The following is a 25,091-nucleotide window of genomic DNA, read 5'->3' as shown; positions in this document are numbered from 1 at the left end:
GCCACGCGCTGCGGCGGGCCGGGTCAGCGCGCGGGGGCTTCCAGCGGCGGGTAGCTGACGGAGGCGGGCTCCAGCGGGGCGGCCGTCGGCGGCGTGGTGGGCCGCGCCGAGGCGGGGAACCGCGCCAGCTGCTCGGGCGTGGCTTCCAGCACCGGCACCTTGCTCTTGGACCCCTTGGAGCCCAGCGTGGCGACGAACTCGGTCTCGGTGGGCATGGTGTCGCCCTCGGAGCGCTCGAGCGCATCGCCCTTGAAGAACACGGTCAGCTTGCGGGTCTGGGCTTCTTCGCCAGGGCGTTTGAGCGTGAACACGTACTCCCAGCGGTCTGCATGGAACAGGCTGGTGAGCAGCGGCGTGCCCAGGATCTCGCGCACCTGCTGGCGGCTCATGCCGGGCTGCAGGGCTTCGACCTGCTCGCGCGAGACGAAATTGCCCTGGACGACGTCGATCTTGTAGGGGGTGACGATGTTGGCGATGCGGTCGCTGGCGCCGTTGAGGCTGCCGCATCCGGCCAGGGTGGCGACGCCAGCACCGATCAAAAGGACCAGGCCCAGGCGGGCGCTGCAAGTGGCTTTGACGGGCATGGATAAAAGGGCTGAGGATATGATCGCCCCATTGTAGCGGCAGGCCCCCCGGACCCGGGGGCCCAGGCCGGCATCCCGAAAGACCATGCCATGACCAACATCGACGAACTCAAAAGCACGGGACTCAAGGCCACGCTGCCCCGCCTGAAGATCCTGGAAATCTTCCAGAAGGGCGCACAGCGCCACATGACGGCCGAAGACGTGTTCCGCGTGCTGCTGGAAGAGCGCTCGGACATCGGCCTGGCCACCGTGTACCGCGTGCTCACCCAGTTCGAGCAGGCCAGCATCCTGATCCGCAGCAACTTCGAGAGCGGCAAGGCGGTGTACGAGCTCAATGAAGGCCAGCACCACGACCACTTCGTGTGCACCTCGTGCGGCAAGGTGGAAGAGTTCTACGACGCGGAGATCGAAAAGCGCCAGCAGGCCGTGGCCAAGGCCAAGGGCTGGGTCGTCCACGACCACACCATGGCCTTGTACGGCCAGTGCGCGGCCTGCGCTAGCAAGTAACTCGCCCCTGAGTCGCCTTCGGCGCCGTCCCCTGCAGGGGACGCACGCGGTGGCCCGGCGGAGCCGGTTCCACGGGTGCACTGGCGTTGGGGGAGCGCCAGTGTTTACGGTCTGGGGGCTCTACTCTGGTGGGCCGTGACGATGGGGGCGTTCGGGGGTGTGAAGCTCTTTGGCCCTTTGCCTTGGCGTGAGGCGTACCCGGGGTCCGCGAATCCCGGGACGAGGGTCGGTGGGCCGAGGTACTTTCACAGGCCCCATTTGAGCCAAAACAGGCTCTGCCGCTTATCCATCCAGCGCAAGCAGCTATCAAATCAATAGCAGTCGGGCCTAACCACCCGTGTCACGTTCCATGGCGCGGCGGTGGCGCTCGACGAATTCCTGGTAGGTATCGATGCCGCGCAACTGCAGGATGGTGTTGCGCACGGCGGCTTCGACCAGCACGGCGATGTTGCGGCCGGCGACCACCTGGATCACGACCTTGAGCACGGGCACGCCCAGCACGTCCTGCGTGAGCGGCTCGTACGGCAGGCGCTCGTATTCGCGCTCCAGCGTCTCCTTGCGCACCAGGTGCACGATGAGTTTGAGGCGCATCTTGCGGCGCACCGCCGTCTCGCCAAAGATGGCGCGGATGTCCAGGAGGCCGATGCCGCGCACTTCCAGCAGGTTCTGCAGCAGCTCGGGGCACTTGCCTTCGATGGTGGTCTGGTTGATGCGGTAGAAGTCGACCGCATCGTCGGCCACCAGGCCGTTGCCGCGCGAGATCAGCTCCAGGCCCAGCTCGCTCTTGCCCAGGCCCGATTCTCCGGTGATGAGCACTCCCAGCCCCAGGATGTCCATGAACACGCCGTGCATCGTGGTGCGGTCGGCAAAGTGCTTGGACAGGTAGGCACGCAGCACGTCGATGACGAACGCCGAGGACTCGTGCGTCGAGAACATCGGGATCTGTGCGCGCTCGCACATCGAGACCAGCGCGTCGGGCGCGGTCTGGTTGTCGGCCAGCACCAGCACCGGCGGCTCCAGCGTCACGATGCGGGCGATGCGGCGCTTGCAGTCGTCGGGCGACGCATTGCTCAGGTAGGCGATCTCGCGCTCGCCCAGGATCTGCACGCGGTAGGGGTGGATGTAGTTCAGGTAGCCGACGAGGTCGGCCCCGGAGCGCGCGGAGCGCACGGCCACTTCGTCGAAGCGGCGCTCGGAGGCGCCGAGCCCGGCGACCCATTCCCATTTCAGAGCGGCGCGGAATTCCTCGAAGAGGACGTCGGCGCTGACGACATTGGGTTTCACAAGGTGCTGGCGGTTGGGTGTGCAGCGCCGGGGCGGCTCAGGCCGCCTGCGTGGACTGCCAGCCTGCGATCATGCCGTGCAGCTCGGCCGCGTCGGTGCAGGACTTGAGCCGCTCGCGCAGGGCCGAGTCGCTCAGCAGTTCCGCGATCTCGGACAGGATCTCGAGGTGCTTTTGCGTCGCCGCTTCCGGCACCAGCAGGAAGATCAGGAGGCCCACGGGCTGCTCGTCCGGCGCATCGAACCCGATGGGGTGCAGCAGCTGGAACACCGCCGCCATCGGGGCCTTGAGCCCCTTGATGCGGCCGTGCGGGATGGCCACGCCATGGCCCAGGCCCGTCGAGCCCAGGCGCTCGCGCGCAAACAGGCTGTCGGTGATCAGCGCGCGCGACAGGCCGTGCTGGCTCTCGAACAGGAGACCCGCTTCTTCAAAAGCACGCTTCTTGCTCGTGGCGTCAACACTCACAAGCACTTGGGCGGAGGGCAGGATGGAGGCGAGTCGATTCATGGTCAAGGTAACAATTATGCACATCTTGGCGAAAACCCTGATCGCGGGGCGTCAGGCAACAAAAAAACCGCCCAGTGGGCGGCTGCTGTGCCAAGCTCAGGGCTGGCGCATCACGCGTGCAGTTCGCGCTTGGCGGCTTCGTGGTGGTGATCCTGCAGGCGGTCCTTGTGGCGGACCACCTGGCGGTCCATCTTGTCGACCAGTTCATCCACCGCAGCGTACAGGTCGGAATGCGAGCTTTCGGCGAACAGGTCGTTGCCCTTCACATGGATGTTGCATTCCGCTCGCTGCCTCTTTTCCTTCTCCTTTTGCTTCTCTACCGTCAGCAGTACCTTGACATCGACAACTTGGTCAAAATGGCGGGTGATCCTGTCCAGCTTGGTGGTGACATAGCTGCGCAAGGCGGGGGTAACTTCGAGATGGTGACCGCTGATCGTCAAGTTCATAGATAAGTCTCCTGTAACACTCTCGGTGAAAGAATGCCGTCCTTGATCAGGGGAGCGGCTGGGGAACGAGGATGCATCCGTTGACGTGAGTTCACTATGCCCCTGCCCTCACCGAAAAGCAATCCCATACCGCCCCTGACTGCTGGGTTATGGCGGCGAAGGTGCCAAGCGCCGCAAAAGCGCGCACAATGATCCGGTTGACCTGCGCGCCCCTTCGCGCGCCCCTTCTCTTCAGGCGGCGTACTCGCCCCCCATGCGGTCAGCGGGCCTGCGGTGTTGCACCGTGCAGCACCAGGCGCCCCACCACCAGCATCGACAGCACACTGGCCGTGATGCCCACCGCGGCGGACATCCAGTAGTTCTGCACCAGCCCCTGCGCATCGCGGCTGATCAGCAACCCGCCCAGAAATGAAGCCATGCCCATGGCCGCCGACTGCACCGATGCGTTCAGCGTCATGAAGGTGCCGCGCAGCGACGGCTGCGCCGCCGACGAGATGATGGCCATGCCCGGGATCATGCGGCCGCTCATCAGCGCAAACATCAGCGTGGACACCGTGAGCACGCCCCACAGCGGCACGCCGCGCACCAGCGTGATCCCCAGCAGCGGAAACGCTCCCGCGATCGCCAGGCAGCGGAACACCACCACCTTGCCCCAGCGGTCGGTCAGCACGCCGAACAGCCGAGCGGTGAACAGCGTGACCACCCCGCCGCACAGGTACACCAGCGGGACCTGGTCGGGCCGCACGCCGGCGTTGGCCTGCAGGTAGATCGTGATGTAGGGGATCACCGTGAAGCCGGTGAACATGATCAGCGCCGAGAACAGGAACGCCCAGCGGTGGTTGGCGTCGCCCAGCACCTGGGCGATGCCGCCGAACGTGCTGCGGCGCTGCGCGGCCTGCAGGTGCGCCGTCATCGTCGGCATGGTGCGGGCCGCGAAGATGGCCAGCACGCCGACCAGCGACGCGATGGCGATGAACGGCAGGTGCCAGCCGCCGTACTGGGCCAGCAGCAGCCCGAGCGGCACGCCCGCCACGGTGGACAGCGAAAACGATGTCATCACGATGCCCATCGCCCGGCCGCGCCGCTCGAACGGCACCACGTCGGCCACGATGGTCTGCGACAGCGCCGACAGCACCCCGCCGAACGCGCCCGCCAGGATGCGCGCCACCATCAGCGAGCCGTACGTGGGCGCCAGCCCGCAGGCCAGCGTGGCCAGGCCGAACAGCACGTACAGCGTGAGCAGCAGGCGCTTGCGGCCGAAGCGGTCGATGTAGGTGGAGGCCAGCAGGCCCGACGCGCCCGCCGACAGCGTATAGGCCGACACCAGCAGCCCGAACTGCGCATCGCTGATGGCGAAGAGCCGCGTGAATTGCGGCCCGAGCGGCATCATGATCATGAAGTCCAGGATGTGCGTGAACTGGATGCCGGCCAGGGTGAGCAGCAGCCAGAACTCGCGCCGCGGCGTGAGCATGGGGGCGGCTGGAACGGCGGCAGAGGCTGCCGAAGCAGCAGGCGAGGAAGAGGAGGAAGACTGCACGGAAAGTCGCGCGCGGCGGCTCAGGGAAGGAGGGCCGCCCAGTGTGCCGCAACATAGTGCAACACGCGAGACATTCGGTGTGCACACATCGCCGCCGGCTGACCTGACGCCCCGGCCGCGGGCACCGGCCGGCGCCGCCCCGCCACCCGCCTCGGCCCCCGCGCGTAAAATCCGCAGGTTGCGCGGAATGCTCCCGCACGTGTTTTACGTTGTGCGTTCACCGGCCTGCCGGCAGCGGACGCGACACCATCGACCGCCTCACCGACACCATGACCCAGCCCAGCTCCACCGCCCTGCACACCTCTGCCCTCACGTCGCTGCCCCTGCTGGCCCGCGGCAAGGTGCGCGACAACTACGCCGTGGGCGATGACCGCATCCTGATGGTGGCCAGCGACCGCCTGTCGGCGTTCGACGTGATCATGGGCGAGCCCATTCCCGGCAAGGGCGAGCTGCTCACGCAGATGGCGCTGTTCTGGTTCGACAAGCTCGGCCACATCTGCCCCAACCACCTCACGGGCGATGCGCCCGAGAGCGTCGTCAGCCCCGAAGAAGTGGCCCAGGTGCGCGGCCGCTCCATGCTGGTCCAGCGCCTGAAGCCCATCCCGGTGGAAGCCGTGGTGCGGGGCTACCTGGCCGGCAGCGGCTGGAAGGAATACCAGGAATCGCGCGCGGTGTGCGGCGTGCCGCTGCCCGAGGGCCTGACCAACGCCGCCAAGCTGCCCACGCCCATCTACACGCCCGCCGCCAAGGCCGCTGCGGGCGAGCACGACGAGAACATCACCTTCGAGCGCACGGTGGAGATGATCGGCCTGGATCTGGCCACCCGCATCCGCGACCTGAGCATCGCCATCTACCAGGCGGCGGCCGAAATCTCGCTGGCCAAAGGCATGATCATTGCCGACACGAAGTTCGAGTTCGGCCTCGCGCCCGACGGCACGCTGGTGCTGATGGACGAGGTGCTCACCCCCGACAGCTCGCGCTACTGGCCTGTCGAGGGCTATGCCGACGCGCTGGCCCGCGGCGAGAACCCACCCAGCTACGACAAACAGTTCGTGCGCGACTGGCTGGAACAGGCCCAGGTCAACGGCAAGCCCTGGGACAAGACCGCCCCGGCCCCGCGCCTGCCGCGCGACGTGATCGAGAAGACCGCCGCCAAGTACCGCGAAGCGCTGGAGCGGTTGACGGCGTGATAGCGTGAGGGCGTAGCGGCATGACGAACGGCTGCACGCCTTACATGGCTGCGGTAACCGCCACGCCGCCGTGCACGCGACCCGACGGCCGACCGTGCGTGCGGCCTGCCGCTTCCAGCGCCTATTCCAGTAGCGTCTCGGCGGCCTCGAAGCCGAGCAGCGGCTTGCCCTGCGCGTCGCGCAGCTGCAGGTGCGTGCCCTGCTGGCGAAAGCTCGCCACGCCTTCCAGGGCATTGAAGAACCGCGTCTCCAGCGCGCCGCGGTCCAGGCACAGGGCGATGTTGGACACCACCCGGCCGAAGAACAGCTGCGCGCCGTTGAGGTGGTAGTCGGTCAGGTACCGGTTGCAGCCGCCCGAGCCTGTGGCCCGCGCCTCGTCGGACTGCAGCACCAGGTGCGGCGGCGTGCCGCCCTGCGCGGGGCGGGGCACGGCCTCCTCCTCGATCGACACCAGGCGCCAGTACGTCAGCAGCAGCGGCACACCGGCCTCCACCACGGCCGTCAGCGGGGGCTGGCGCCGCAGCTGCACGTCCACATGGCGGTAGGCCGCATCCTGCGGGACGGCGTGGCGCGCCTCGGAGGCCAGCAGCAGCCGGCCTTCCAGGGTGACGGCGGCGCGCACCTCGTAGCGCCCCTTGGGCACGAACCGCGAGGACGGGTACGCAATGGCCACTGCATAGGGCGGCTGGCCCGCCGGCTCGCGGCGCTGGCGCCCCAGGACCACCGGGGGCGCGTCGGGCTGGCTCACGTCCAGCAGCGTGGCCTCGAAGACGGCCTCGGGGGGCAGCACGACGCGCTCTCGGGACAAGGCCACGCCCGTCACCACCGCATCCGGTGCCGGCGGCCGCGTGCCGCAGCCCGCAGCGAGCAGGCAAGCGGCCATGCACGCCAACAGGCGGCCCCGGCCTGCCCGGAGGCTGCGGTGGTGCCCCTGCCCGGCGCGCTGCACCGCCATCACCCCCGACCCGCCGCGTCCAGCCACCCGGCCGGAATCAGCTGAGCACCACGCTCGACAAACGGCGGCGGTAGGTGGCCACCACCGGGTCGTCGGGCGGGATCTGGCCGTCGGCCACCTTCACCTTGGGCGGCTCGATGATTTCGAGGATGGCGACATAGGTCTTGCGGGCGGCTTCTTCGCCCCAGGCCTTGTCGCGCATGAGGATTTCGAGCAATTCGTCCATCGCGTCGGTCCAGCGCTGGCGGGCCATGAGCCAGCGGGCACGCGCGTAGCGGGTGTCGAAGTCGCGCTTGCTGGCGGCGATCTTGGCATCAAAATCGGCTCCAGCGCTCTCTCCATAAGCGCTCAAAGCTACGAAATCAATAGCATCCATCCAGGTCTTGAGGGCACCGAGCTTGCGCGAACCCGGGGCCTTGGCGATCACCGGGGCGAAGGCGACCTTGGCGTCGTCTTCGCGGCCCAGCTGCAGCAGCAGCTTGACGTAGTCGAAGCGGGCGTCGTCGTTGGCGGGGTCGGTCACGACGGCATGCTGCAGCTTCTCGAGCGCCGTGTCGGTGTCGCCTTCGGCCAGGGCTTCGAAGGCTTCTTCCTCTTCGGCTTCGGCCGTGAGCTGGTCTTCGGTGGGCACGTGCTTGTCGAGGAAGGCACGCACCTGGCCCTCGGGCAGCGCGCCCATGAAGCCATCCACGGGCTGGCCGTTCATGAGCAGCACGCAGGTGGGGATGCTGCGGATGCCGAACATGCCCGCGAGCTGCTGCTCCTGGTCGGAGTCGACCTTGGCGAGCTTGAAGCGGCCGGCGTATTCGGTCTCCAGCTTTTCCAGCACCGGACCGAGCGATTTGCAGGGCCCGCACCAGGGCGCCCAGAAGTCCACCAGGACGGGCACATCCATGGAGGCGGCAACCACCTCGGCTTCAAAGTTTTCTACGGTGACGTCAATCATGATGGGGAGGCCGGGAGAGGCCGGCGCAGCTGGTGGGTTCGCGCTATTTTGGCCCATCGACATGTCCCGGCTCCGGGAAGGGGAGCGCAAAAAGTAAAATCGCGGGTTCCACCTACAGCCGTGCAGCGGGCGCAACCCGCCGCCGCGCACCCCCTACCACCATGAAACCCATCCAGATCGGCGTGGTCATGGGCTCCAGCAGCGACTGGGACACCATGCAGCATGCAGTGCAGATTCTTGAACAGTTCGGCATCGCGCACGAGGCCCGCGTGGTCTCGGCCCACCGCATGCCCGACGACATGTTCGCCTACGCCGAAGCCGCCGCGGGCCGGGGCCTCAAGGCCATCATCGCCGGTGCGGGCGGCGCAGCCCACCTGCCCGGCATGATCGCTGCCAAGACCACCGTGCCCGTGCTGGGCGTGCCGGTGGCCAGCCGGCACCTGCAGGGCGTGGATTCGCTGCACAGCATCGTGCAGATGCCCAAGGGCATCCCGGTGGCCACGTTCGCCATCGGCACGGCCGGGGCTGCCAATGCGGCGCTGTTCGCCGTGGCGCTGCTGGCCAGCGAGAACCCCGAGCTGCGTACGCGCCTGGAAGCCTTCCGCGCCGAGCAGACGGAGGTGGCGCGCAACATGACCCTGCCCCCTGCCGCATGACCGCGTCTACAACGCCTCTCCTTCCTGGCGCGACGCTGGGCGTGCTGGGCGGCGGCCAGCTGGGCCGCATGTTCGTGCACGCGGCGCAGGCCATGGGCTACTTCACGGCCGTGCTCGACGCCGACCCCGACAGCCCTGCCGGCCTGGTGAGCCACCACCACATCCAGACCGGCTACGAAGACCCGGCGGGCCTGGCCGAGCTGGCCCGCGTGTCCGACGCGGTGACCACCGAGTTCGAGAACGTGCCCGCTGCTGCGCTGGCCACGCTGGCCGCACAGCGCCCGGTGTCGCCCGCAGCCAGCGCCGTGTCGGTGGCGCAGGACCGCGCCCGCGAGAAGGCGCACTTCGTCGGCTGCGGCGTGCCCTGCGCGCCGTATGCGGTGATCGAGACGGCCGAGCAACTGGGCGCCGTGTCCGAAGACCTGCTTCCAGGAATTCTCAAAACCGCCCGCATGGGCTACGACGGCAAGGGCCAGGTGCGTGTGAAGACCGCCGCCGAGCTGGCCGCCGCCTGGGATGCCGTGGGCAAGGTCCCGTGCGTGCTGGAGAAGATGCTGCCGCTGGCGCTCGAATGCTCGGTGATCGTGGCGCGCGGAGCCGACGGCGCCATGGTGCACCTGCCGGTGCAGCGCAACCTGCACCGCGACGGCATCCTGGCCGTGACCGAGGTTCATGAACAGAATCTGCCCCTACCGCTTGCTGCACAAGCGGTGGCAGCTGCAAAATCTGTAGCAGAAGGCCTGCAGTACGTGGGTGTGCTGTGCGTCGAGTTCTTCGTGCTGCAGGACGGCAGCCTGGTGGTCAACGAGATCGCCCCGCGCCCGCACAACAGCGGCCACTACAGCCAGAACGCCTGTGACGTGTCGCAGTTCGAGCTGCAGGTGCGCACCATGGCGGGCCTGCCGCTGACCCCGCCGCGCCAGCACAGCCCCGCCGTGATGCTGAACCTGCTGGGCGACCTGTGGTTCGCGCACGGCGACGCCGCGCAGACCCCGCCCTGGGCCGAGGTGCTGGCCCTGCCCGGCACCCATCTGCACCTGTACGGCAAGCGCGACGCCAAGCGCGGCCGCAAGATGGGCCACCTCAACGTGACCGGTCCCACGCCCGAAGCCGCACGCGCCACGGCGCTGCAGGCGGCCGCCCTGCTGGGCATAGCCCCGTTCTGACCACCATGATCCTCGACGGCAACGACCCCCAGGCCATCGCCGCTGCGGCCCGCGCGGTGCGCAGCGGCGCGCTGCTGGGCCTGCCCACCGAAACCGTGTACGGCCTGGCGGCCGACGCGAGCAGCGATGCCGCCGTGGCGCAGATCTTTGCCGCCAAGGGGCGGCCCAGCGACCATCCGCTGATCGTGCACGTGGCCAACGCGGACGGCATCCGCCACTTTGCCAGCAGCGTGCCGCCGTTCGCCCGGGCGCTGGTCGACGCGTTCTGGCCCGGCCCGCTCACGCTCATCCTGCCGCGCCTGCCCGGCGTGGCCACCGCCGCCACCGGCGGCCAGGACAGCGTGGGGCTGCGCTGCCCGGCACACCCGGTGGCGCACGCCCTGCTCGTGGCCTGCGCGGCCCCGGGCGACGACGCCCAGGCCGGTGGACCGCCGGTGTGGGGCGTGGCGGCCCCCAGCGCCAACCGCTTCGGCCGCGTAAGCCCCACCACCGCGCAGCACGTGCGCGATGAGCTGGGCGCCGACCTGCTGGTGCTCGACGGCGGCGCCTGCGCCGTGGGCATCGAGAGCACCATCGTGGACTGCACCCGCGGCGTGCCGGTGCTGCTGCGCCCCGGCGCCATCACCCGCGAGCAGATCACGGCAGCCTGCGGCACGGCCCCCCTGTCCAAGGAAGACCTGCCCGACCACACGCCCCGCGCCTCGGGCACGCTGGAGGCCCACTACGCGCCCAACGCCAAGGTGCGCCTGATGGATGCCAAGGCGCTGCAGACCGGCCTGGACCTGCTGGGCGCCGAGGCCGCCAACATTGCGGTGTACGCCCGCGCCGTGCTGCGCACCAAGTCGTCGCGGCTGGTCATGCGCCGCATGCCCGACGATGCGGCCGCCACCGCCCAGCAACTGTTCGCCGTGCTGCGCGGCTTCGACGACGACGGCGTGAAACTGATCTGGATCGAAACCCCGCCCGCCAGCCCCGACTGGGAAGGCGTGCGAGACCGCCTGCAGCGGGCTGCCGCGGCCTGAGGCACCTGCCGGGAGGCTCGACGGCCCCCGGCGGCAGGGCAGGCCCTGCCTGCAACATGCCGTTGCAGGTCCGGCTTTACATGGCTTGACACGGCCCCGCTAAACTATGCCCCACTTTTCTGGAGAAATACATGGCAGCAAATTGGATCCGCCGCACCGTTCTGGTCGCCGCATGTGCGTCGGCCGCGTTGCTCGCGGCCTGCGGTTCAAGTACCACCGAGTCGGCCATCACCCCCGAGCGCTTCATCGCGTTCGGCGATGGTTACAGCGACATCGGCCAAAAGGGCACGCGCTACACCGTCAATGACGGCAGCGTGAACAACTGGACCCTGCAGGTGGCCGCCAACTACGGCAGGCCCCTGACGGCCGCATCGGCGGGCGGCAAGAGCTACGCCGTGGGCAACGCCCGCGTCAAGGCCAAGCCCGACGCCGCAGGCAACGCCAGCACCCCGACCATCACTGAGCAGATCGACACCTTCCTGGCCAGCAACACCTTCGGCGGCAGCGATGTGGTGTTCATCAACGGGGGCGTGAGCGAAGTGATCGCCGGCATGGCCGCCGTGCAGGCCGGCACCCAGACCGAGGCCGCCATGGTGGCCGCCGCCCGCCAGGCCGGCGAGGACCTGGCCGCGCAGGTGCGCCGCCTGGTCACCGCCGGTGCCAAGTACGTGGTGGTGACCGGTACCTACGACCTGAGCAAGAGCCCCTGGGCCAAGTCCATCAACCGCGAAGCCCTGCTGGCCGATGCCAGCACCCGCTTCAACGACGGCCTGCTCGTGAACATCGTCGACCTGGGCGCCAACGTGCTGTATGTCGACTCCGCCTACTACGTGAACCTGTACACCGGCGTTCCTGCCAACTACGGCTTCAACAACGCCATCGCGCCGATATGCACGTCGGTGGACGCCAACAACGGCATCGGCATCGGCACGGGCAAGGTCAACTCGTCGCTGTGCAACACCTCCACGCTGGTGGCGGGTGCGAGCCCGGACTCCTTCGTGTTCGCGGACCAGGTGTACCTCACGCCGTCGGCGCAGCGGCAGTTCGGCACCTACGCGTACGACCGCCTGCGCGCGCGCTGGTAATCGGTTCTTCCAGCAAGGACCGCGCACAGACACAAAGGCCGCCCCCGGGCGGCCTTTTTCATGGCGAGGGGCGGGGCAAGTCTCTTGTCCCCACCCCTTACCTCAACCCGCCATCAGAACTGGTAGCCCACGCCCACGGCGATCACATCGGGGTTCAGCCGTTTGGAGATCGACTGGCCCGACGAGAGGTGCGAGGTGGTCTTGAGGAAGCTCTTGTAGTAGGCAGCATCCACGAACCAGCGGTCGTTGATCTTCCACACGAAGCCGACCTGGGGCGTGATGCCCCACTTGTTGTCGACCGATGCGGTGGTGGGGTTTGCCGGCGTGCCGCCCGTCAGGCCGCTGAGCGTGGCCGTGGTGCGGGTCTTGAAGAACCGGCCATAGGTCACTCCCACGCCCAGATAGGGGCGAAACCGCGCCTCGGCCTCGCCAAAGCGGTACTGCGCGAACACCGTGACGGGCAGCACCTTGGTCTCGGCCAGCTTGCCCACACCGGCGATGGCGCCGTCGCCCACGATGTCGTGCTTGAAAGGCAGGGACAGCGGCACGTCCACCGCCCAGTGGTCGGTCAGCATGTAATTCACACCGCCCGACAGCGACGTGGCGGCGTCCACGTCCACCTTGGTGTTGGGGAACGCCGGGGCGCTCAGGTTGCCGCTCTTGACCTGCGGAGCGATGTGGGTGAAGCCCGCGCGGACGCTCAATGTGCCGGCGACCTGCGCCATGGCGCCCGTGCCGAGAAACAGCGCCGCTGCCGCCAGGCCAGCCTTGGAAAATGCGTGCATGAAGAACTCCTTGGATGGAAGCATGTGCAGCCGGCTCACAGCCAGCCAGCGCGGGACAGCGAACGCGACACCAGTTGGCCCACCAGCTGGTGGCCGTACGGCGTGGGATGGAAGCTGTCGGCAAAGCCGTAGCTCTTCCACCAGTCGGCGCCGCCCGTGGCACCCGCGGGCGGGGTCATGGCCGACAGCGCCGTGGCGGTGCAGGTGGGGAAGGTGTAGGTCGGCAGTCCATCCGCGCCCACGCCCGTGGCCGGGCAGGCCGGCGTGGTGGTATTGGTGAGCTGGTACTGCGCAGGGTTGGTCGCCTGGTCCTTGAACGACGTGTAGAAGTCCACCACCGCGATGCGGGTGTCGCCAGCCAGGCTGGTCGCCAGCTGTGCATTGAAGGCCTGGATCCAGCCATCGAACAAGGCCTCGGCCTGCGTGGCAGCGGCTGCGCCGCGGGTGGCGCTGATGGACGCCAGCACCAGTCGGAAGCGCGGCGTCAGCGTGACGCCGGGGGCATTGAGCACGGCCACGCGCGGTGCGTTCTTGGCGACCGTGTTGGCCTTGATGGTGTCGGCAAAGTTGCGGGCCAGGGCCTGCATGTAGGCGCCGCCCACTTGCGCGAGGCCATTGGCCCCGCCCGCCAGCGCGGCGCTGACGGTGGCCTGGGGCAGCACGCTGCTCAACAGGGCCGCATAGGCCTGGCCGCTGTCGGTGGAGGCGCGCAGGTAGGCGCCGATCAGGTCGGCCGCGTCGTTGCCGCCGCCGTCGATCAGCACCAGGTCGCTGGCGCTGTAGCCGCGCGCGCCCATGTCCTTGATCTGCTGCGTGATGGACACCGGCGATGTGGGCGCGGTGGCGTTGTTGATGCGCCCGCCGCCCACTGCGTAGTTGGTGCAGGCCGCATTGGTGCCGAACGCCGAACCGTTGAACCGGTAGTAGGCGCACAGCGACTGGCCGTAGCTCGTCGCCACGCGCTCGGGCCAGATGGCCGTGGAGCCCACGCCGGTGGCGGCCGACCCCTGGACGGTGAATTTGTAGCCAAAAGTCCCGCTGTCAGCGAGGCTGTCGCCGGCCACCTTGACGGACGTGACAGGTGCCGAGGGCGCGGTATCCGAGCCGCCGCCGCCACAGGCGGCCAGCAGGCAGGCCGCGACCAACGCCGACAGGGAGGCTTTGCATTGTTGTGAATTCAAGGGATTCTCCAGTTGAAAACTGCCAAAAAGAACGACCGTGCTTTTTTCGCATCTCCATGGTACCCCCGAGTTCCCGGCTTGCCCGCCCGGGAAAATACCGAGCCCGCACCGGGCTTTACACACCCCTCTCCAGACACCCGCCCACAAAAAAGCCGGCCCGAAGGCCGGCGGTTCGAAGGGCGTGCCTGGCCCCTGCCGAGCCAGGGCGCGGCCGGGTGCAGCCCGCGCAAAGGCCCGTGTACTTACTTCACGGTGTCGAACACCGCCCGCGCCTGGGCATGGCAGAACGGGGGCTCGTACGTGCCGTGGTAGGAGCCGTAGTAGGTAGCGAACGCGGCGGACGCCGGGTCGGTGGGCGCCTTGCCGCCGGTGCCGAACGTAGCCTGGATGGCGGCGTCCACGTCCACCGACGCCACGTTGGTCACGCCCCGGCTGTCGAAGTCGGCCTTCATCACCTGCTGGTGGATGGAGGGTGGCACCGTGGGGTCGCCCGCGCCGCCGCACAGTAGCACGCGGGCCTTGGGCGTCCAGCCCAGCAGGTCGTTCTTCTTGGCCGCCAGGTACAGCGGATGGGTGGTGCTGGTCTGCGAGCCCTTGATGAAGTCCGGCTGGAACAGCGCGTCGCGGGCCTGGTTGGGCGTGCCCGCCGGCAGCGTGCCGGAGGTGACCAGGGTGGTGTAGTTCATCGTGGGGTTGGGCAACAGGGTCTCGATGTAGCCCGAATACGGCGCCTTGAAGACCTGCTTCACGTCGGTATACACATCGCCGTAGACCTTCTGCCAGGCGGTGACAAGGTACGGCACGAAGAACTGCACGCCCGCGATCGCATCCGGAATGCGCAGCGAGCCGGACAGGTTGTACGGCCCGGCCAGGTGCGCGCCCGCGACCACGTTGAATTCGCTGCCGTAGTCGCGCTCTGCGCTGCGCTGCGCGGCCATCGACGAGTGCCCGCCCTGCGAGTAGCCGGTGAACATGACCTTGCCCGACAGGTTGGCGCCCACCGTGCCCGCGGCATTGCGCGCGGCGCGCACCGAATCGATCACCGAGGTGGCTTCCGAATCGGCATGCAGGTAGGGGTGGTAGCTGTAGCCCGACTTGGCAAAGCCCAGGTAGTCGGTGGCGACCACCGCATAGCCCTGCGCGGCGTACATCGCGGCGAGCAGGAAGGTCTCGCTGTCCTGCGGGTTGGCCAGGGTGCGGGGCTTTTGCACGTCGGTGCCCTTGGCATACGCCAGCAGCGGCGCGGCCGTGGTGCAGCTGCCGGCGGGCACCAGCATCACGCCCGAGGCGTTGGTCATCTCACCGCCCTTGGCGCCTGCGGTGGCGTAGTTGAGCGACACCACCTTCACGTCGCACTTGGCCTTGCCGCTGATGGGCTGCAGGCCGCTGCTGGCCGTGCCGGCATCGATCTGCGCGGCCGTGAGCGTGGCCAGCACCGCCGGCGGGTCGATCAGGGCGCCGCGGGCGGGGTCGTCCGAGCCCCCGCAGGCCACAAGCAGGACCGCCGCAGCGGCAACACAGGTCAAGCGAAAATACGTCATGGGTGGAGACCTCCGGTGGGTAAGGAACGAAGGATCGTGCGCTTACCTGCACTGCAGCAGCATCCGGGTTAACGAGTGCCTGGCCGGGCAGATTTGACACCTGGGCGACAGTGGCGAAGGGCCCGCCCTGCCTCCAGAGGCGGCGCCCGGTGCAGGGCGCCACAAGGCGCTCAGCGCCCGCCGCGCGCCCCGTAGACCATCTTCATGCCCAGGATGGTGCCGGCCAGCGCCAGCGTGATCGCATTGGCCACCACGATGGGCCAGGCCCCGAGCACCAGCCCGTAGACCAGCCACAGCGCCACGCCCGCGGTGAACACGCTGTACATGCCCAGCGAGATGCCCCCGACATCGCGCGTCCGGAAGGTGTGCAGGGCCTGCGGCACGAAGCTGCAGGTGGTGAGGAACGCGGCCAGGTAGCCGATGAGCTCGGAGAGGGGCATGGAGCGGGGGTGAGGGAGAAGTGCCAGGGCCAGCGCGGATTATTCACTGGTCGCGCGCCGCCCAGTCCACCAGGGCGTCCAGCACCGGCCGGGCCGCCCCGGCGTTGGCATGGTTGACCACCGCCACCAGCACATAGCGCCGGCCGCTGGCGGCGTGCACGTAGCCTGCCACCGCCATCACGTCGCGCAGGCTGCCGGTCTTGAGGTGGGCGGACGCGCGGCTCTGGCTGCGGCGCAGCGTGCCGTCCACGCCCGACATGGGCAGCGATGCCACCAGGTCCGGCATGACGGGCGACTGCCAGGCCACCTGCAGCATGCGGGCCAGGGCCTGGGCCGTGAGGCGCGCGTCGCGGCTGAGCCCCGCGCCGTTGTCGGCCTGGGGCAGCTCGGCATCGCCCACACGCGCCTGCCACCACTGGCGCAGGGCCTCGCGTGCACCGTCGAACGTGGCCACGCCGTTCTTTTGCAGCGCCATCGTCAAAAACACGTGCTGGGCCATCACGTTGTTGCTGTACTTGTTCACGTCGCGCACCACCTCGGCCAGCGCGGGCGATGTGGACACGAACGCGGGCTTGAGCCCCGCCGGCACCTTGCCGTCGCGCACGCTGCCGGTGAGCTTGCCACCCAGCTCGCGCCACATGCCCTCCACGGCCCGCGCCGCAAAACCGCGCGGGTCGGCCGCGGCCACGGGCCACACACGCTCGCCGCACGCGGCCGGGTACACGCCCTGGAACACCACCTTGGCAGGGTCGGCCAGCTCGGCCCGCAGCGCGCCGCGCCAGTCGCCGCAGTCGGTGCCGGCCGCCGCCAGCGCCACGGAGGCCTGGCGCTGCACGCCGGCCAGCGGCGGGTCGTACTGGATGCGTGCCAGCCCTGCCGGCACGTCGGGCACGAAAGTCATCACCGACGATTTGTAGTTGAGCAGCAGCGCGTCGGGCGACGCGTTATAGGGCCGCAGCGGCTCGCCGTCGAAGCGGGCCGGATCGTGCTCGGGCACGTCGAACGCGGTGCGGTCCAGCACGATGTCGCCCACGATCACCTGGATGCCCTGCGCCTGCAGGCGCCGCATGAGCAGCCACAGCCGCTCCATCACCATCTTGGGGTCGCCCTGGCCCTGGATGTACACATTGCCGCGCAGGCTGCCGTCCTGCACCGTGCCCTGCACGTACACGGGCGTGTTCCAGACGTAGGCAGGGCCCAGCTGCTCCAGCGCCGCGTAGGTGGTCACCAGCTTCATGACCGAGGCGGGGTTGACCTGCACCTGGGCACGGTGCGCCAGGCGGGGCTGCATGCGGGCTGTGCCTTGCGCGTCGGTGACCATCACGCTCAGGGATTCACGCGGCAGCTTGGCGCGGGCCAGCGCAGCTTCCACCTCGGGGGGCAGGGCCACAGGCGCCGCCGTGGACTGGGCCTGCACAGAGGGGACAGCGGCCGCGCACAACACGCCGGCCAACCACACGGCCCGCGCCCATCGCAGGCACAGGGGGGTTCTCGATCGATTCTTCATCATGCAGGAAGTCTAGAGGAGGACCGTGCACCCGCCGACCTGGCAGCGGCCAAGGGCACGCGGCCGACCTGCATGCAGTGCGTGCAATCGGCAAGCGGCGTACTTACACTATGCAACATCACCCCCCGCACCCGGGACAGTGCGGGCGCACCCACGGCGCACCGTGGATCTGCGCGGCAGGGCGGCCATCGCGCCCACGGTTGCCACCACAACGCTACACAACAAGGCATTTTTCTTATGAGCCGACTCTCCGACCTCTCCGTCGCCAAGCGCCTTGCGCTGGGATTTTCCCTGGTGCTCCTGCTGCTGATCGGTGCCATTGCGCTGAGCATCTCGCGCCTGAACGCGGTGGCCGATGCCACGCTGGAGATGGTGCAGAACCCCATCAAGACCGAACGCCTGGTGAGTGACTGGTCGCGCAACCTGCGCACCGGCATCACGCGCACCGCCGCCGTGGCGCGCAGCAGCGACCCGGCGCTGGCGGACTTCTTTGCCGAGGACAGCAAGGCCTCGTCCAAGAGTTCGGGCGAGCTGCAAAAAGCGGTCGAGGCGCTGATGTTCCTCGACTCCGAGAAGAAGCTCTTTGCAGAAATCGGCACGCTGCGCACGATCTATCTCAAGAACCGCGACGACATCTTTGCGCTCAAGAAAGAGGGCAAGGTGGACGAAGCGAATGCCATGCTGGTCAAGCAGTTCATGCCCGAGGCGGCCAACTATGCCGCCAAGATGGACGAGTTGCTGAACAACCAGCGCGAGCAGGTGGATGCCCTGGGGCGTGCCGTCGAAGAGAACCGCCAGACCAGCCGGCAGTTGCTGATCGCGCTGGGTGTGCTGAGCGTGGCGGTGGCCGCGCTGTTCTCGTGGGTGCTGTCCCGCTCGGTCACCGTGCCGCTGGGGCAGGCTTCGGACCTGGCCCGCCGGGTGGCCGCCGGCGACCTGACCGCCACCGTGCCGCAGCATGGCAAGGACGAGGTCGGCGCGCTCATGGAGTCCCTGGCGCTCATGCAGGCCAACCTGGCCAGCGTGGTGAACAACGTGCGGCACGGCGCGGAGTCCGTCTCCAATGCCAGCTCCGAGATCGCCCAGGGCAACACCGACCTGAGCTCCCGCACCGAACACCAGGCCAGCGCGCTGCAGCAGACGGCCGCCAGCATGGAGCAGCTGAACTCCGCCGTGCGCAACAACGCCGACAACGCCCGCCAGGCCAACCAGCTGGCGATGACGGCCTCCAGCGTGGCCGCCCAGGGCGGCGCGGTGGTGGGCGACGTGGTGGAGACCATGAAGGGCATCAACGACGCCAGCCGCAAGATCAGCGACATCATCGCCGTCATCGACGGGATTGCCTTCCAGACCAACATCCTGGCGCTCAACGCCGCGGTGGAAGCCGCCCGCGCGGGCGAGCAGGGCCGCGGTTTTGCCGTGGTGGCATCGGAAGTGCGCAGCCTGGCCGGCCGCAGCGCCGAGGCCGCCAAGGAGATCAAGAACCTGATCCACGCGAGCGTGGAGCGGGTCGAGCACGGCACGGCGCTGGTCGACAAGGCGGGCGAGACCATGAGCGAAGTGGTGAGCAGCATCCGCCGCGTCACGGACATCATGGGCGAGATCAGCGCGGCCAGCGGCGAGCAGAGCGCCGGCGTCGCCCAGGTCGGCGAGGCCGTCACCTCGATGGACCAGGCCACGCAGCAAAACGCCGCGCTGGTGGAAGAAATGGCCGCTGCCGCCAGCAGCCTGCGCAACCAGGCGCACGACCTGGTGCAGGTGGTGGCGGTGTTCAAGCTCTCCGGCGACCAGTCGCGCCCCGCCATGGCCCCGGCCAAAGCCCCGGCCCCCCAGGCCCGCCCCGCGCCCGCACGGCCGGCGGCCGTGGCCCAGGCCCCTGCCAAACCCCTGGCCAAAGCCGCCATCGCCCGGGCCCCATCGCCCGCAGCGGCCCGGCCTGCAGCCCCGGCCCTCGCGCAGCCGGCCGCCCCACGCCCCGACCCGCGCAGCGCGCCAAAGGGCGGCGACGACGATTGGGAATCCTTCTGAGCGCCTGTTGCGCAGCCTGAGGCTTACCAGCCGCCTGCCGGGCACCTTTCGGGCACCTTCCTCGCACACGGTGGCGCAACCAGCGCCCGGGATGTCGCTGGCCTGCCCCCCAGGCAGCACCTGCCCGGCCCGGTGCGGGCCCGCGCCACCGGATAATCCCCCCATGCGCTTTTCCCCTCGTGCCATGGGCCTGCTGGCGGCTGTCGTGACGGTCACCATCTGGACGGGCTTCATCGTCATCGCCCGCGCCTCGGCACAGCGCACCCTCACACCGTTCGACATCGCCTTTTTGCGCATCGTGGGCGCCAGCCTGGTCCTGCTGCCCTGGGGCTGGTGGATGGTGCGGCGGCGCAAGGCCGCCCTGGGCAGCGCAGCGCCACCATCGAGCCTTGCGGGCATCTCGCCCCTGCCCCTGCGCACCACGGTGCTGCTGGGCACGCTGGGCGGGCTGCTGTACGCCATGCTGGCGTATGCAGGCTTCTTCCACGCACCGGCCACGCATGCGGCGGTGCTCATGCCCGGCAGCCTGCCGCTGTGGACCGCCCTGCTGGCGGCCCTGCTGCTGCACGACCGCATCACGCCGCTGCGCGCCGCGGGGCTCGCGCTGATCGTGGCGGGCGACCTGCTGGTGGGCGGCAGCAGCCTGCTGGCCGCGTTCGCGGGCGGAGACGTCTGGAAGGGCGACCTGCTGTTCATGTCCGCCGCCGCCTGCTGGGCCGCCTACAGCGTGATGGCGCGGCGCCACGCGGTGGACGCGGTGCAGGCCACCATCGCCATCACGGCCTTTGCCTGCCTGGTGTACGTGCCGTCCTATGCGCTGCTGGCGGGCCTGGGCGGGGTCGCCAGCCGTCTGGCACTCGCACCCGGGAGCGAGATCCTGTTCCAGCTGGCGTTCCAGGGCGGGGGCTCGGTGGTGATCTCGGGCATTGCCTTCACGCGCATGATCCAGCACTACGGCCCCGTGCGCTCGACCATGATCACGGCGCTGGTGCCCGGCCTGTCGGCCATCGGCGCGGTGATGTTCCTGGGCGAGCCCCTGCACTGGAACCTGGTGGCCGGGCTGCTGCTCGTGACCGGGGGTATCCTGCTGGGGGTGCTGCGCCGGGCCCCGCCGGCGGCGGCCTCCCCACCGGGTACCTCCACCGCATCCGCACCGGGCCGCACGGCCCCGTGACCCCGAATCCTTTCTTCTCGCGCGACCGGCCCCAGCCCATGAATTTGCTTGCTTTCGACACCAGCACCGACGTCATCTCCATCGCCGTGCAGCACGGCGATGCCGTGTGGCTGCACCATGGTCCGGGCGGCTCGCAGGCGTCGGCCACGCTGATCCCGGCCGTGCGCAGCCTGCTGGCGCAGGCGGGCCTGACGTTCGACACGCTGGACGCGCTGGTCTTCAGCCGCGGGCCGGGCTCCTTCACCGGACTGCGAACCGCCTGCGCCGTGGCCCAGGGGCTGGCCTTCGGCGCACGCGGTGGCCAGGGCATCCCGGTGCTGCCGGTGGACACGCTGCTGGCCGTGGCCGAGGAGGCCCGGGCGCAGCACGGCTGCACCCAGGTGGTGGCCGTGCTGGATGCGCGCATGGACGAGGTCTACCACGCCCGCTGCGAATGGCAGCCCGCCGAAGGCCGCTGGCAGGCCGACGCCGACTTCGGCCTGGGCGCGCCCGAAACCGTGCAGGCCCCGCCCGGCTGGACCGTGGCGGGCAATGCGCTGGCGCCCTACGGCGAGCGCCTGGCACCGGCCGCACCGCACGCCGCAGCCCTGCCCACCGCCGCCGCCCTGCTGCGCCTGGCGCCTGCCCTGCTGGCCGCTGGCGGCGCGGTGCCCGCCACCGATGCACTGCCGCGCTACATCCGCGATAAAGTGGCGAAAACCACGGCCGAGCGCGCTGCAGAGCGCGTGGCTGCCACCACGACCACCACGCCACCATGAGCGCCCTGCCCACCCCCCCCACATCCGCGCTGGAGGCACGCTTTGAAAACCTCACGCTCGCGCGGCTGGACGCCGTGCTGGACGTGGAGGTGCAGGCGTACACCCACCCCTGGACGCGCGGCAACTTCACCGACGCCCTGGCCTCGGGCTACCAGGCCCAGGTGCTGATGGCGGGCGACCACATGCTGGGCTACTTCGTCGCCATGCTGGGCGTGGACGAGGTGCACCTGCTGAACATCACCGTCACGCCCGAGTACCAGCGCCAGGGCTGGGCGCGCGTGCTGCTCGATGCGCTGGCCCTGTGGTCGCGCGGGCGCGGCGCGCAGTGGCTGTGGCTGGAGGTGCGCACCAGCAACCTGCGCGCCCACGGCATCTACCTGGCCTATGGCTTTCGCCGCGTGGGCGAACGCAAGCGCTACTACCCCGCCGCCGACGGCCAACGCGAAGACGCGGTGGTCATGAGCTTTGCGCTATGAACCCGGGCACCTTGCGCCTGATCTGTCTATGACCCTCGACCTCGATGCGCGCCAGCGCGCCATGCTGCAGGAAATGGGCGTCACCGTGTGGGGCCCACCATCCCGCCCCGCCGCGGCCACCGTGACCGTGCGGGCCGGCACGGCCCCCGCCGTGCCGATGGCGGCGGCCCCGCCGGCTCCTGCCCTGGCGCCCGCCGCCGTGGCGGCGACGCCGCCGCCACCCCCCCGGGCGGCGCCCCCCGTGGCCCCGCCCGCTGCGGTGGGGCCCAGCGCACCCACCGCCACCGCCGCTGCTGGCGGTCCAGGCGCTGCCGCCCTGCGGCTGCATCCGCCGCAGGCGCTCTACCCCCAGGCCGACCCGGCCCTGGCTCCCGCAGAGTTGGGCGCAGGCTGGCTCATCGTGGCCGAGAGCACGGCACCCCACGACCCCCTGTCGGGCGACGCCGGCAAGCTGCTCGACAACATGCTGCGGGCCATGCAGCTGCACCGGCACCCCCGCGTCTTCATCACCGCGCTGGAGCGCTCTGCCGCCGGAGGCCCCGGCACCGACGCCATCCCCGAGCAACTGGCCGCGGCGGTGGCGCAGCTGCAGCCTTCGATGGTGCTCGTGCTGGGCCATGTGGCCGCCCGCGCAGCCCTGGGCCGCACCGAGCCGCTGGGCCGCCTGCGCGCCGAGCTGCACCAGCTGGCCGGGTGCCCGGCCGTGGTGTCGTACGACCCCGCCTTCCTGCTGCGCTCGCAGGACACCAAGGCCGCGGCCTGGGCCGACCTGTGCCGGGCGCTGGCCACCGTGCGCGTGCGCCAGAACGCCTGAGCGGTGCCGCGGCGGGCTGGCTGGCGGGCGGGCTGTCTGTCTGTGTGGGGCCATCACCACCGCAGCGGCGGCTTCCGGCAAGGCCCGTGCGGGCCGGAACTTGGCCGCGCCACCGAAGTCTTCCCCAAGCGGTGCACAACCTGCACAGAAAGCCGGATATGCGCGCACCGAAGCCCCTGTGCAGCCCGGACAGGCGCGAGGTCCGGTGCCATAATCCGCCGCTTGCCCATTTTTTACTGATTGACGGAGAAAGCTCCTTGGAAACCTACCCCAGTTGGTAGCTTTCAGCTCCCCGGCCTGCTGCCGTGGGGTCTGAAAGCACCCCATGACCCCCCACCGCCGCAGATGCCACATAACCAGGGAGTGAGCCCATGCTCAACATCTTTTCGCTCGCCAATGGCCGGCTCGTCCAGGAAGAAATCGAATCCCTGGAAGAGCTGACCCGCTTCCAGCCGATCTGGGTGGACCTGGAAGCCCCCACCCTCGAAGAAAAACGCTGGATCAAGCAGCACTACGGCCTGTCCATCCCCGAAGATGCGATGGACGAGGACATCGAGGAATCCGCCCGCTTCTACGAGGAAGACAACGGCGAGCTGCACATCCGCAGCGACTTCCTGATCGACGACGATGAAGACCCCCGCTCGGTGCGCGTGGCCTTCATCCTGAACCAGCACAACGCCAACCTCAAGAGCCGTGGCGTGCTGTTTTCCATCCACGATGAAGACGTGCCGGTGTTCCGCCTCTTGCGCATGCGCGCACGCCGTGCGCCCGGGCTGATCGAAGACGCCAAGGAAGTGCTGCTCAAGCTGTTCGACGCCGACGCCGAATATTCGGCCGACACGCTGGAGAACATCTACGACGAGCTCGAAAAGGTGAGCAAGCAGGTCCTGGCCGGCGACGTGACCGACGCACTGGCCGGCGAAGTGCTGGGCGCCATCGCGCGCCAGGAAGACTTGAACGGCCGCATCCGCCGCAACGTGATGGACACCCGCCGCGCGGTGAGCTTCATGATGCGCAGCAAGATGCTCAACTCCGAGCAGTTCGAGGAAGCCCGCCAGATCCTGCGCGACATCGAGTCGCTGGACAACCACACGGCGTTCCTGTTCGACAAGATCAACTTTTTGATGGACGCCACGGTCGGTTTCATCAACATCAACCAGAACAAGATCATCAAGATCTTCTCGGTGGCCAGCGTGGCCCTGCTGCCGCCCACGCTGATCGCGAGCGTCTACGGCATGAACATGAAGTTCCCGGAGCTGGAGCTGCTGGGGCCGGCGGCGTATCCGTATGTGATCGGGCTGATGCTGGCGAGTGCGCTCGGGCCCATGTGGTACTTCCGCAAGCGCGGCTGGTTGAAGTAGCCCCCCTGTAGCGCGGACCTACGCGCCGCCGCCAGAGGCGTCAGCCCTTCGGAACTGTCCAAGCCTGCGCAGGCAGGCTCGGAGCCGCAGTTCCTCAGCCCCCCAGGGGGGAAGCCTCCGGTGGACCGGCGAAGCCGGATCCACGGTGGCGCTGGCGATGGCGGCGGGGGGTGAACTGGCGGCGTGCCCTGAACATGGAGGGAGCCATTCGCTGCGCTCTGGCTGGGTACCGGCGATGGGGTGCCTTCTGCAGGCGGGCTAACTGGAGTCTTGGGTGAGCTAGGTCGACGGCTGCTGGATGAAGGCGGCGGCGCACCCCTCATGAAAATACTCAATTTTTAAGCCAAAGCACCCTCTACCGCTTTTCTATAAAGCGCCAGTAGCTACATATTTCATAGCAACTGCAACAACTTGCCGACGATGTGCTCTGCGTACCGGCTCGCCACGGTTTGGATGAACTGGGGGAAGTCGACGTGGGCGGAGTCGTCGGCGCGGTCGGAGATGGTGCGCATCGCGGCGAAGGGCACGTTGTAGTCCAGGCAGACCTGGGCCACGGCGGCGCCTTCCATTTCGACGGCGAGGACCTCGTGGCCGGCGGCGCGCAGGGCGTCGCGCAGGCGCTGCGACTCCTGGGCGCTGGAGACGAAGCGGTCGCCACTGGCGATCAGGCCCTGGTGCACGCTGCGGACCTCAGATTGCGAAGAACAATGGCCGCTACCGCCCATCAGGCAATCGCGAGCAGCTATCAAAAGCAGAGCAGACAATGGTGCATCGCACTCCAGCACCGCGCGTGCATAGCCGGGCAGCTCCCAGCGCGGGAACAACGGGGATGCGTCCATGTCGTGCTGCAGGTAGCTCTGCGCCACCACCACGTCGCCCACGTTCACGCCGTCACCCAGGCCACCCGCCACGCCGGTGAACACGATGCGCGCGACGCCGAAGTGCTCGACGAGCGCCGTGGCGGTGGTGGCCGCCGCCACCTTGCCGATGCCCGAGAGCGCCAGCACGACAGAGCGCCCGTGCAGCTCGCCGCGCCAGAACGAGCGGCCGGCGCGGGTGATGCGCTGGGGGTGCGCCAGCGCGTGGACCAGGCCGGCCTGTTCTTCGGGGAGGGCGCTGAGGATGGCGGTGGTCATGGCGTGG

General features: G+C 69.1%; 25 protein-coding genes. 12 read left to right on the top strand and 13 right to left on the bottom strand.

Annotated elements, in window-relative coordinates:
- Nucleotides 1–23: 23 nt before the first annotated feature.
- Nucleotides 24–584 (bottom strand): outer membrane protein assembly factor BamE, encoded by a 561-nt coding sequence (locus ASG27_RS03755; RefSeq protein WP_056411441.1) that lies wholly within the window; start codon nucleotides 582–584, stop codon nucleotides 24–26.
- A gap of 90 nt (nucleotides 585–674) precedes the next feature.
- Between ASG27_RS03755 and fur the strand changes: the two genes are divergently transcribed.
- Nucleotides 675–1,091: a ferric iron uptake transcriptional regulator gene (gene fur / locus ASG27_RS03750; RefSeq protein ID WP_056411439.1), complete on the top strand. Its 417-nt coding sequence runs from the start codon at nucleotides 675–677 to the stop codon at nucleotides 1,089–1,091.
- Between the two features lie 327 nt (nucleotides 1,092–1,418).
- Here fur and hprK read toward each other — a convergent pair whose 3' ends face one another.
- The 4 genes from hprK to ASG27_RS03730 all read right to left on the bottom strand — a co-directional run bounded on the left by hprK (nucleotide 1,419) and on the right by ASG27_RS03730 (nucleotide 4,797).
- Nucleotides 1,419–2,375, bottom strand: a complete 957-nt coding sequence (gene hprK, locus ASG27_RS03745) for an HPr(Ser) kinase/phosphatase (RefSeq protein ID WP_056411436.1) — start codon at nucleotides 2,373–2,375, stop codon at nucleotides 1,419–1,421.
- A gap of 37 nt (nucleotides 2,376–2,412) precedes the next feature.
- The gene (locus tag ASG27_RS03740; RefSeq protein ID WP_056411434.1) at nucleotides 2,413–2,880 is read right to left on the bottom strand and encodes a PTS sugar transporter subunit IIA; all 468 of its coding nucleotides are present in this window, start codon (nucleotides 2,878–2,880) and stop codon (nucleotides 2,413–2,415) included.
- Between the two features lie 110 nt (nucleotides 2,881–2,990).
- Entirely contained in the window at nucleotides 2,991–3,326 is a 336-nt protein-coding gene (gene hpf, locus ASG27_RS03735; protein WP_056411430.1) for a ribosome hibernation-promoting factor, HPF/YfiA family, read from the bottom strand.
- A gap of 259 nt (nucleotides 3,327–3,585) precedes the next feature.
- The gene (locus ASG27_RS03730; protein ID WP_056411428.1) at nucleotides 3,586–4,797 is read right to left on the bottom strand and encodes an MFS transporter; all 1,212 of its coding nucleotides are present in this window, start codon (nucleotides 4,795–4,797) and stop codon (nucleotides 3,586–3,588) included.
- Nucleotides 4,798–5,132: 335 nt separating this feature from the next.
- On the opposite strand from ASG27_RS03730, the gene ASG27_RS03725 reads away from it, so the two are divergent.
- Complete coding sequence (locus ASG27_RS03725; RefSeq protein ID WP_056411673.1) at nucleotides 5,133–6,053, top strand: phosphoribosylaminoimidazolesuccinocarboxamide synthase; 921 nt, start codon at nucleotides 5,133–5,135, stop codon at nucleotides 6,051–6,053.
- Between the two features lie 121 nt (nucleotides 6,054–6,174).
- Here the strand turns inward: ASG27_RS03725 and ASG27_RS03720 are convergent, their stop codons facing one another.
- Both ASG27_RS03720 and trxA read right to left on the bottom strand, forming a co-directional pair.
- Nucleotides 6,175–6,936, bottom strand: a complete 762-nt coding sequence (locus ASG27_RS03720; protein ID WP_235503884.1) for an META domain-containing protein — start codon at nucleotides 6,934–6,936, stop codon at nucleotides 6,175–6,177.
- A 109-nt stretch (nucleotides 6,937–7,045) separates the two neighbouring features.
- Complete coding sequence (trxA, locus tag ASG27_RS03715) at nucleotides 7,046–7,954, bottom strand: thioredoxin (protein WP_056411424.1); 909 nt, start codon at nucleotides 7,952–7,954, stop codon at nucleotides 7,046–7,048.
- A gap of 161 nt (nucleotides 7,955–8,115) precedes the next feature.
- On the opposite strand from trxA, the gene purE reads away from it, so the two are divergent.
- The 4 genes from purE (at nucleotide 8,116) to ASG27_RS03695 (ending at nucleotide 11,883) form a co-directional block, all read left to right on the top strand.
- Entirely contained in the window at nucleotides 8,116–8,610 is a 495-nt protein-coding gene (purE, locus tag ASG27_RS03710; RefSeq protein WP_056411422.1) for a 5-(carboxyamino)imidazole ribonucleotide mutase, read from the top strand.
- Nucleotides 8,607–9,776 carry a 5-(carboxyamino)imidazole ribonucleotide synthase gene (locus ASG27_RS03705; protein ID WP_056411420.1) on the top strand — a complete coding sequence of 390 codons (1,170 nt, stop codon included), beginning with the start codon at nucleotides 8,607–8,609 and terminating at the stop codon, nucleotides 9,774–9,776. Before purE ends, ASG27_RS03705 begins: the two co-directional genes overlap by 4 nt.
- Before the next feature lie 5 nt (nucleotides 9,777–9,781).
- A complete protein-coding gene (locus ASG27_RS03700; RefSeq protein ID WP_056411414.1) occupies nucleotides 9,782–10,798 on the top strand; it encodes an L-threonylcarbamoyladenylate synthase in 1,017 nt (338 codons plus the stop codon).
- Nucleotides 10,799–10,929: 131 nt separating this feature from the next.
- Nucleotides 10,930–11,883, top strand: coding sequence for an SGNH/GDSL hydrolase family protein (locus tag ASG27_RS03695; protein WP_056411412.1), 954 nt, complete (start codon nucleotides 10,930–10,932; stop codon nucleotides 11,881–11,883).
- Nucleotides 11,884–11,996: 113 nt separating this feature from the next.
- Here the strand turns inward: ASG27_RS03695 and ASG27_RS03690 are convergent, their stop codons facing one another.
- From ASG27_RS03690 to dacB, 5 genes are all read right to left on the bottom strand, one after another.
- Complete coding sequence (locus ASG27_RS03690; RefSeq protein WP_056411671.1) at nucleotides 11,997–12,668, bottom strand: OmpW/AlkL family protein; 672 nt, start codon at nucleotides 12,666–12,668, stop codon at nucleotides 11,997–11,999.
- A 35-nt stretch (nucleotides 12,669–12,703) separates the two neighbouring features.
- On the bottom strand, nucleotides 12,704–13,849 hold the full coding sequence (locus ASG27_RS03685) for an SGNH/GDSL hydrolase family protein (protein WP_056411410.1): 1,146 nt from the start codon (nucleotides 13,847–13,849) through the stop codon (nucleotides 12,704–12,706).
- Nucleotides 13,850–14,091: 242 nt separating this feature from the next.
- Nucleotides 14,092–15,390 carry a lipase family protein gene (locus tag ASG27_RS03680; RefSeq protein WP_056411408.1) on the bottom strand — a complete coding sequence of 433 codons (1,299 nt, stop codon included), beginning with the start codon at nucleotides 15,388–15,390 and terminating at the stop codon, nucleotides 14,092–14,094.
- Nucleotides 15,391–15,560: 170 nt separating this feature from the next.
- A complete protein-coding gene (locus tag ASG27_RS03675; protein WP_056411407.1) occupies nucleotides 15,561–15,830 on the bottom strand; it encodes a SemiSWEET transporter in 270 nt (89 codons plus the stop codon).
- Nucleotides 15,831–15,873: 43 nt separating this feature from the next.
- Nucleotides 15,874–17,340, bottom strand: a complete 1,467-nt coding sequence (dacB, locus tag ASG27_RS03670; RefSeq protein ID WP_056411405.1) for a D-alanyl-D-alanine carboxypeptidase/D-alanyl-D-alanine endopeptidase — start codon at nucleotides 17,338–17,340, stop codon at nucleotides 15,874–15,876.
- 234 nt (nucleotides 17,341–17,574) lie between these two features.
- On the opposite strand from dacB, the gene ASG27_RS03665 reads away from it, so the two are divergent.
- From ASG27_RS03665 to corA, 6 genes are all read left to right on the top strand, one after another.
- Nucleotides 17,575–19,365, top strand: coding sequence for a methyl-accepting chemotaxis protein (locus ASG27_RS03665; protein ID WP_056411403.1), 1,791 nt, complete (start codon nucleotides 17,575–17,577; stop codon nucleotides 19,363–19,365).
- Between the two features lie 163 nt (nucleotides 19,366–19,528).
- The gene (locus ASG27_RS03660) at nucleotides 19,529–20,539 is read left to right on the top strand and encodes a DMT family transporter (protein WP_056411401.1); all 1,011 of its coding nucleotides are present in this window, start codon (nucleotides 19,529–19,531) and stop codon (nucleotides 20,537–20,539) included.
- Nucleotides 20,540–20,577: 38 nt separating this feature from the next.
- Complete coding sequence (tsaB, locus tag ASG27_RS03655; RefSeq protein WP_056411398.1) at nucleotides 20,578–21,297, top strand: tRNA (adenosine(37)-N6)-threonylcarbamoyltransferase complex dimerization subunit type 1 TsaB; 720 nt, start codon at nucleotides 20,578–20,580, stop codon at nucleotides 21,295–21,297.
- Complete coding sequence (gene rimI / locus ASG27_RS03650) at nucleotides 21,294–21,773, top strand: ribosomal protein S18-alanine N-acetyltransferase (RefSeq protein WP_056411396.1); 480 nt, start codon at nucleotides 21,294–21,296, stop codon at nucleotides 21,771–21,773. The genes tsaB and rimI overlap by 4 nt, the downstream gene beginning before the upstream one ends.
- Nucleotides 21,774–21,801: 28 nt before the next feature.
- A complete protein-coding gene (locus tag ASG27_RS03645) occupies nucleotides 21,802–22,587 on the top strand; it encodes a uracil-DNA glycosylase family protein (RefSeq protein WP_056411394.1) in 786 nt (261 codons plus the stop codon).
- A 371-nt stretch (nucleotides 22,588–22,958) separates the two neighbouring features.
- Entirely contained in the window at nucleotides 22,959–23,948 is a 990-nt protein-coding gene (gene corA, locus ASG27_RS03640; RefSeq protein WP_056411392.1) for a magnesium/cobalt transporter CorA, read from the top strand.
- A 392-nt stretch (nucleotides 23,949–24,340) separates the two neighbouring features.
- On the opposite strand, the gene ASG27_RS03635 is transcribed toward corA, so the two are convergent.
- Entirely contained in the window at nucleotides 24,341–25,084 is a 744-nt protein-coding gene (locus ASG27_RS03635) for a 5'-methylthioadenosine/adenosylhomocysteine nucleosidase (RefSeq protein WP_056411390.1), read from the bottom strand.
- Nucleotides 25,085–25,091 lie beyond the last annotated feature (7 nt).

The organism is Acidovorax sp. Leaf191, assembly GCF_001424425.1.
Lineage (GTDB): Bacteria > Pseudomonadota > Gammaproteobacteria > Burkholderiales > Burkholderiaceae_C > Acidovorax.
The sequence above is the reverse complement of the archived record's forward strand: the minus strand, read 5'-3'. Positions and strand labels throughout refer to the sequence as shown.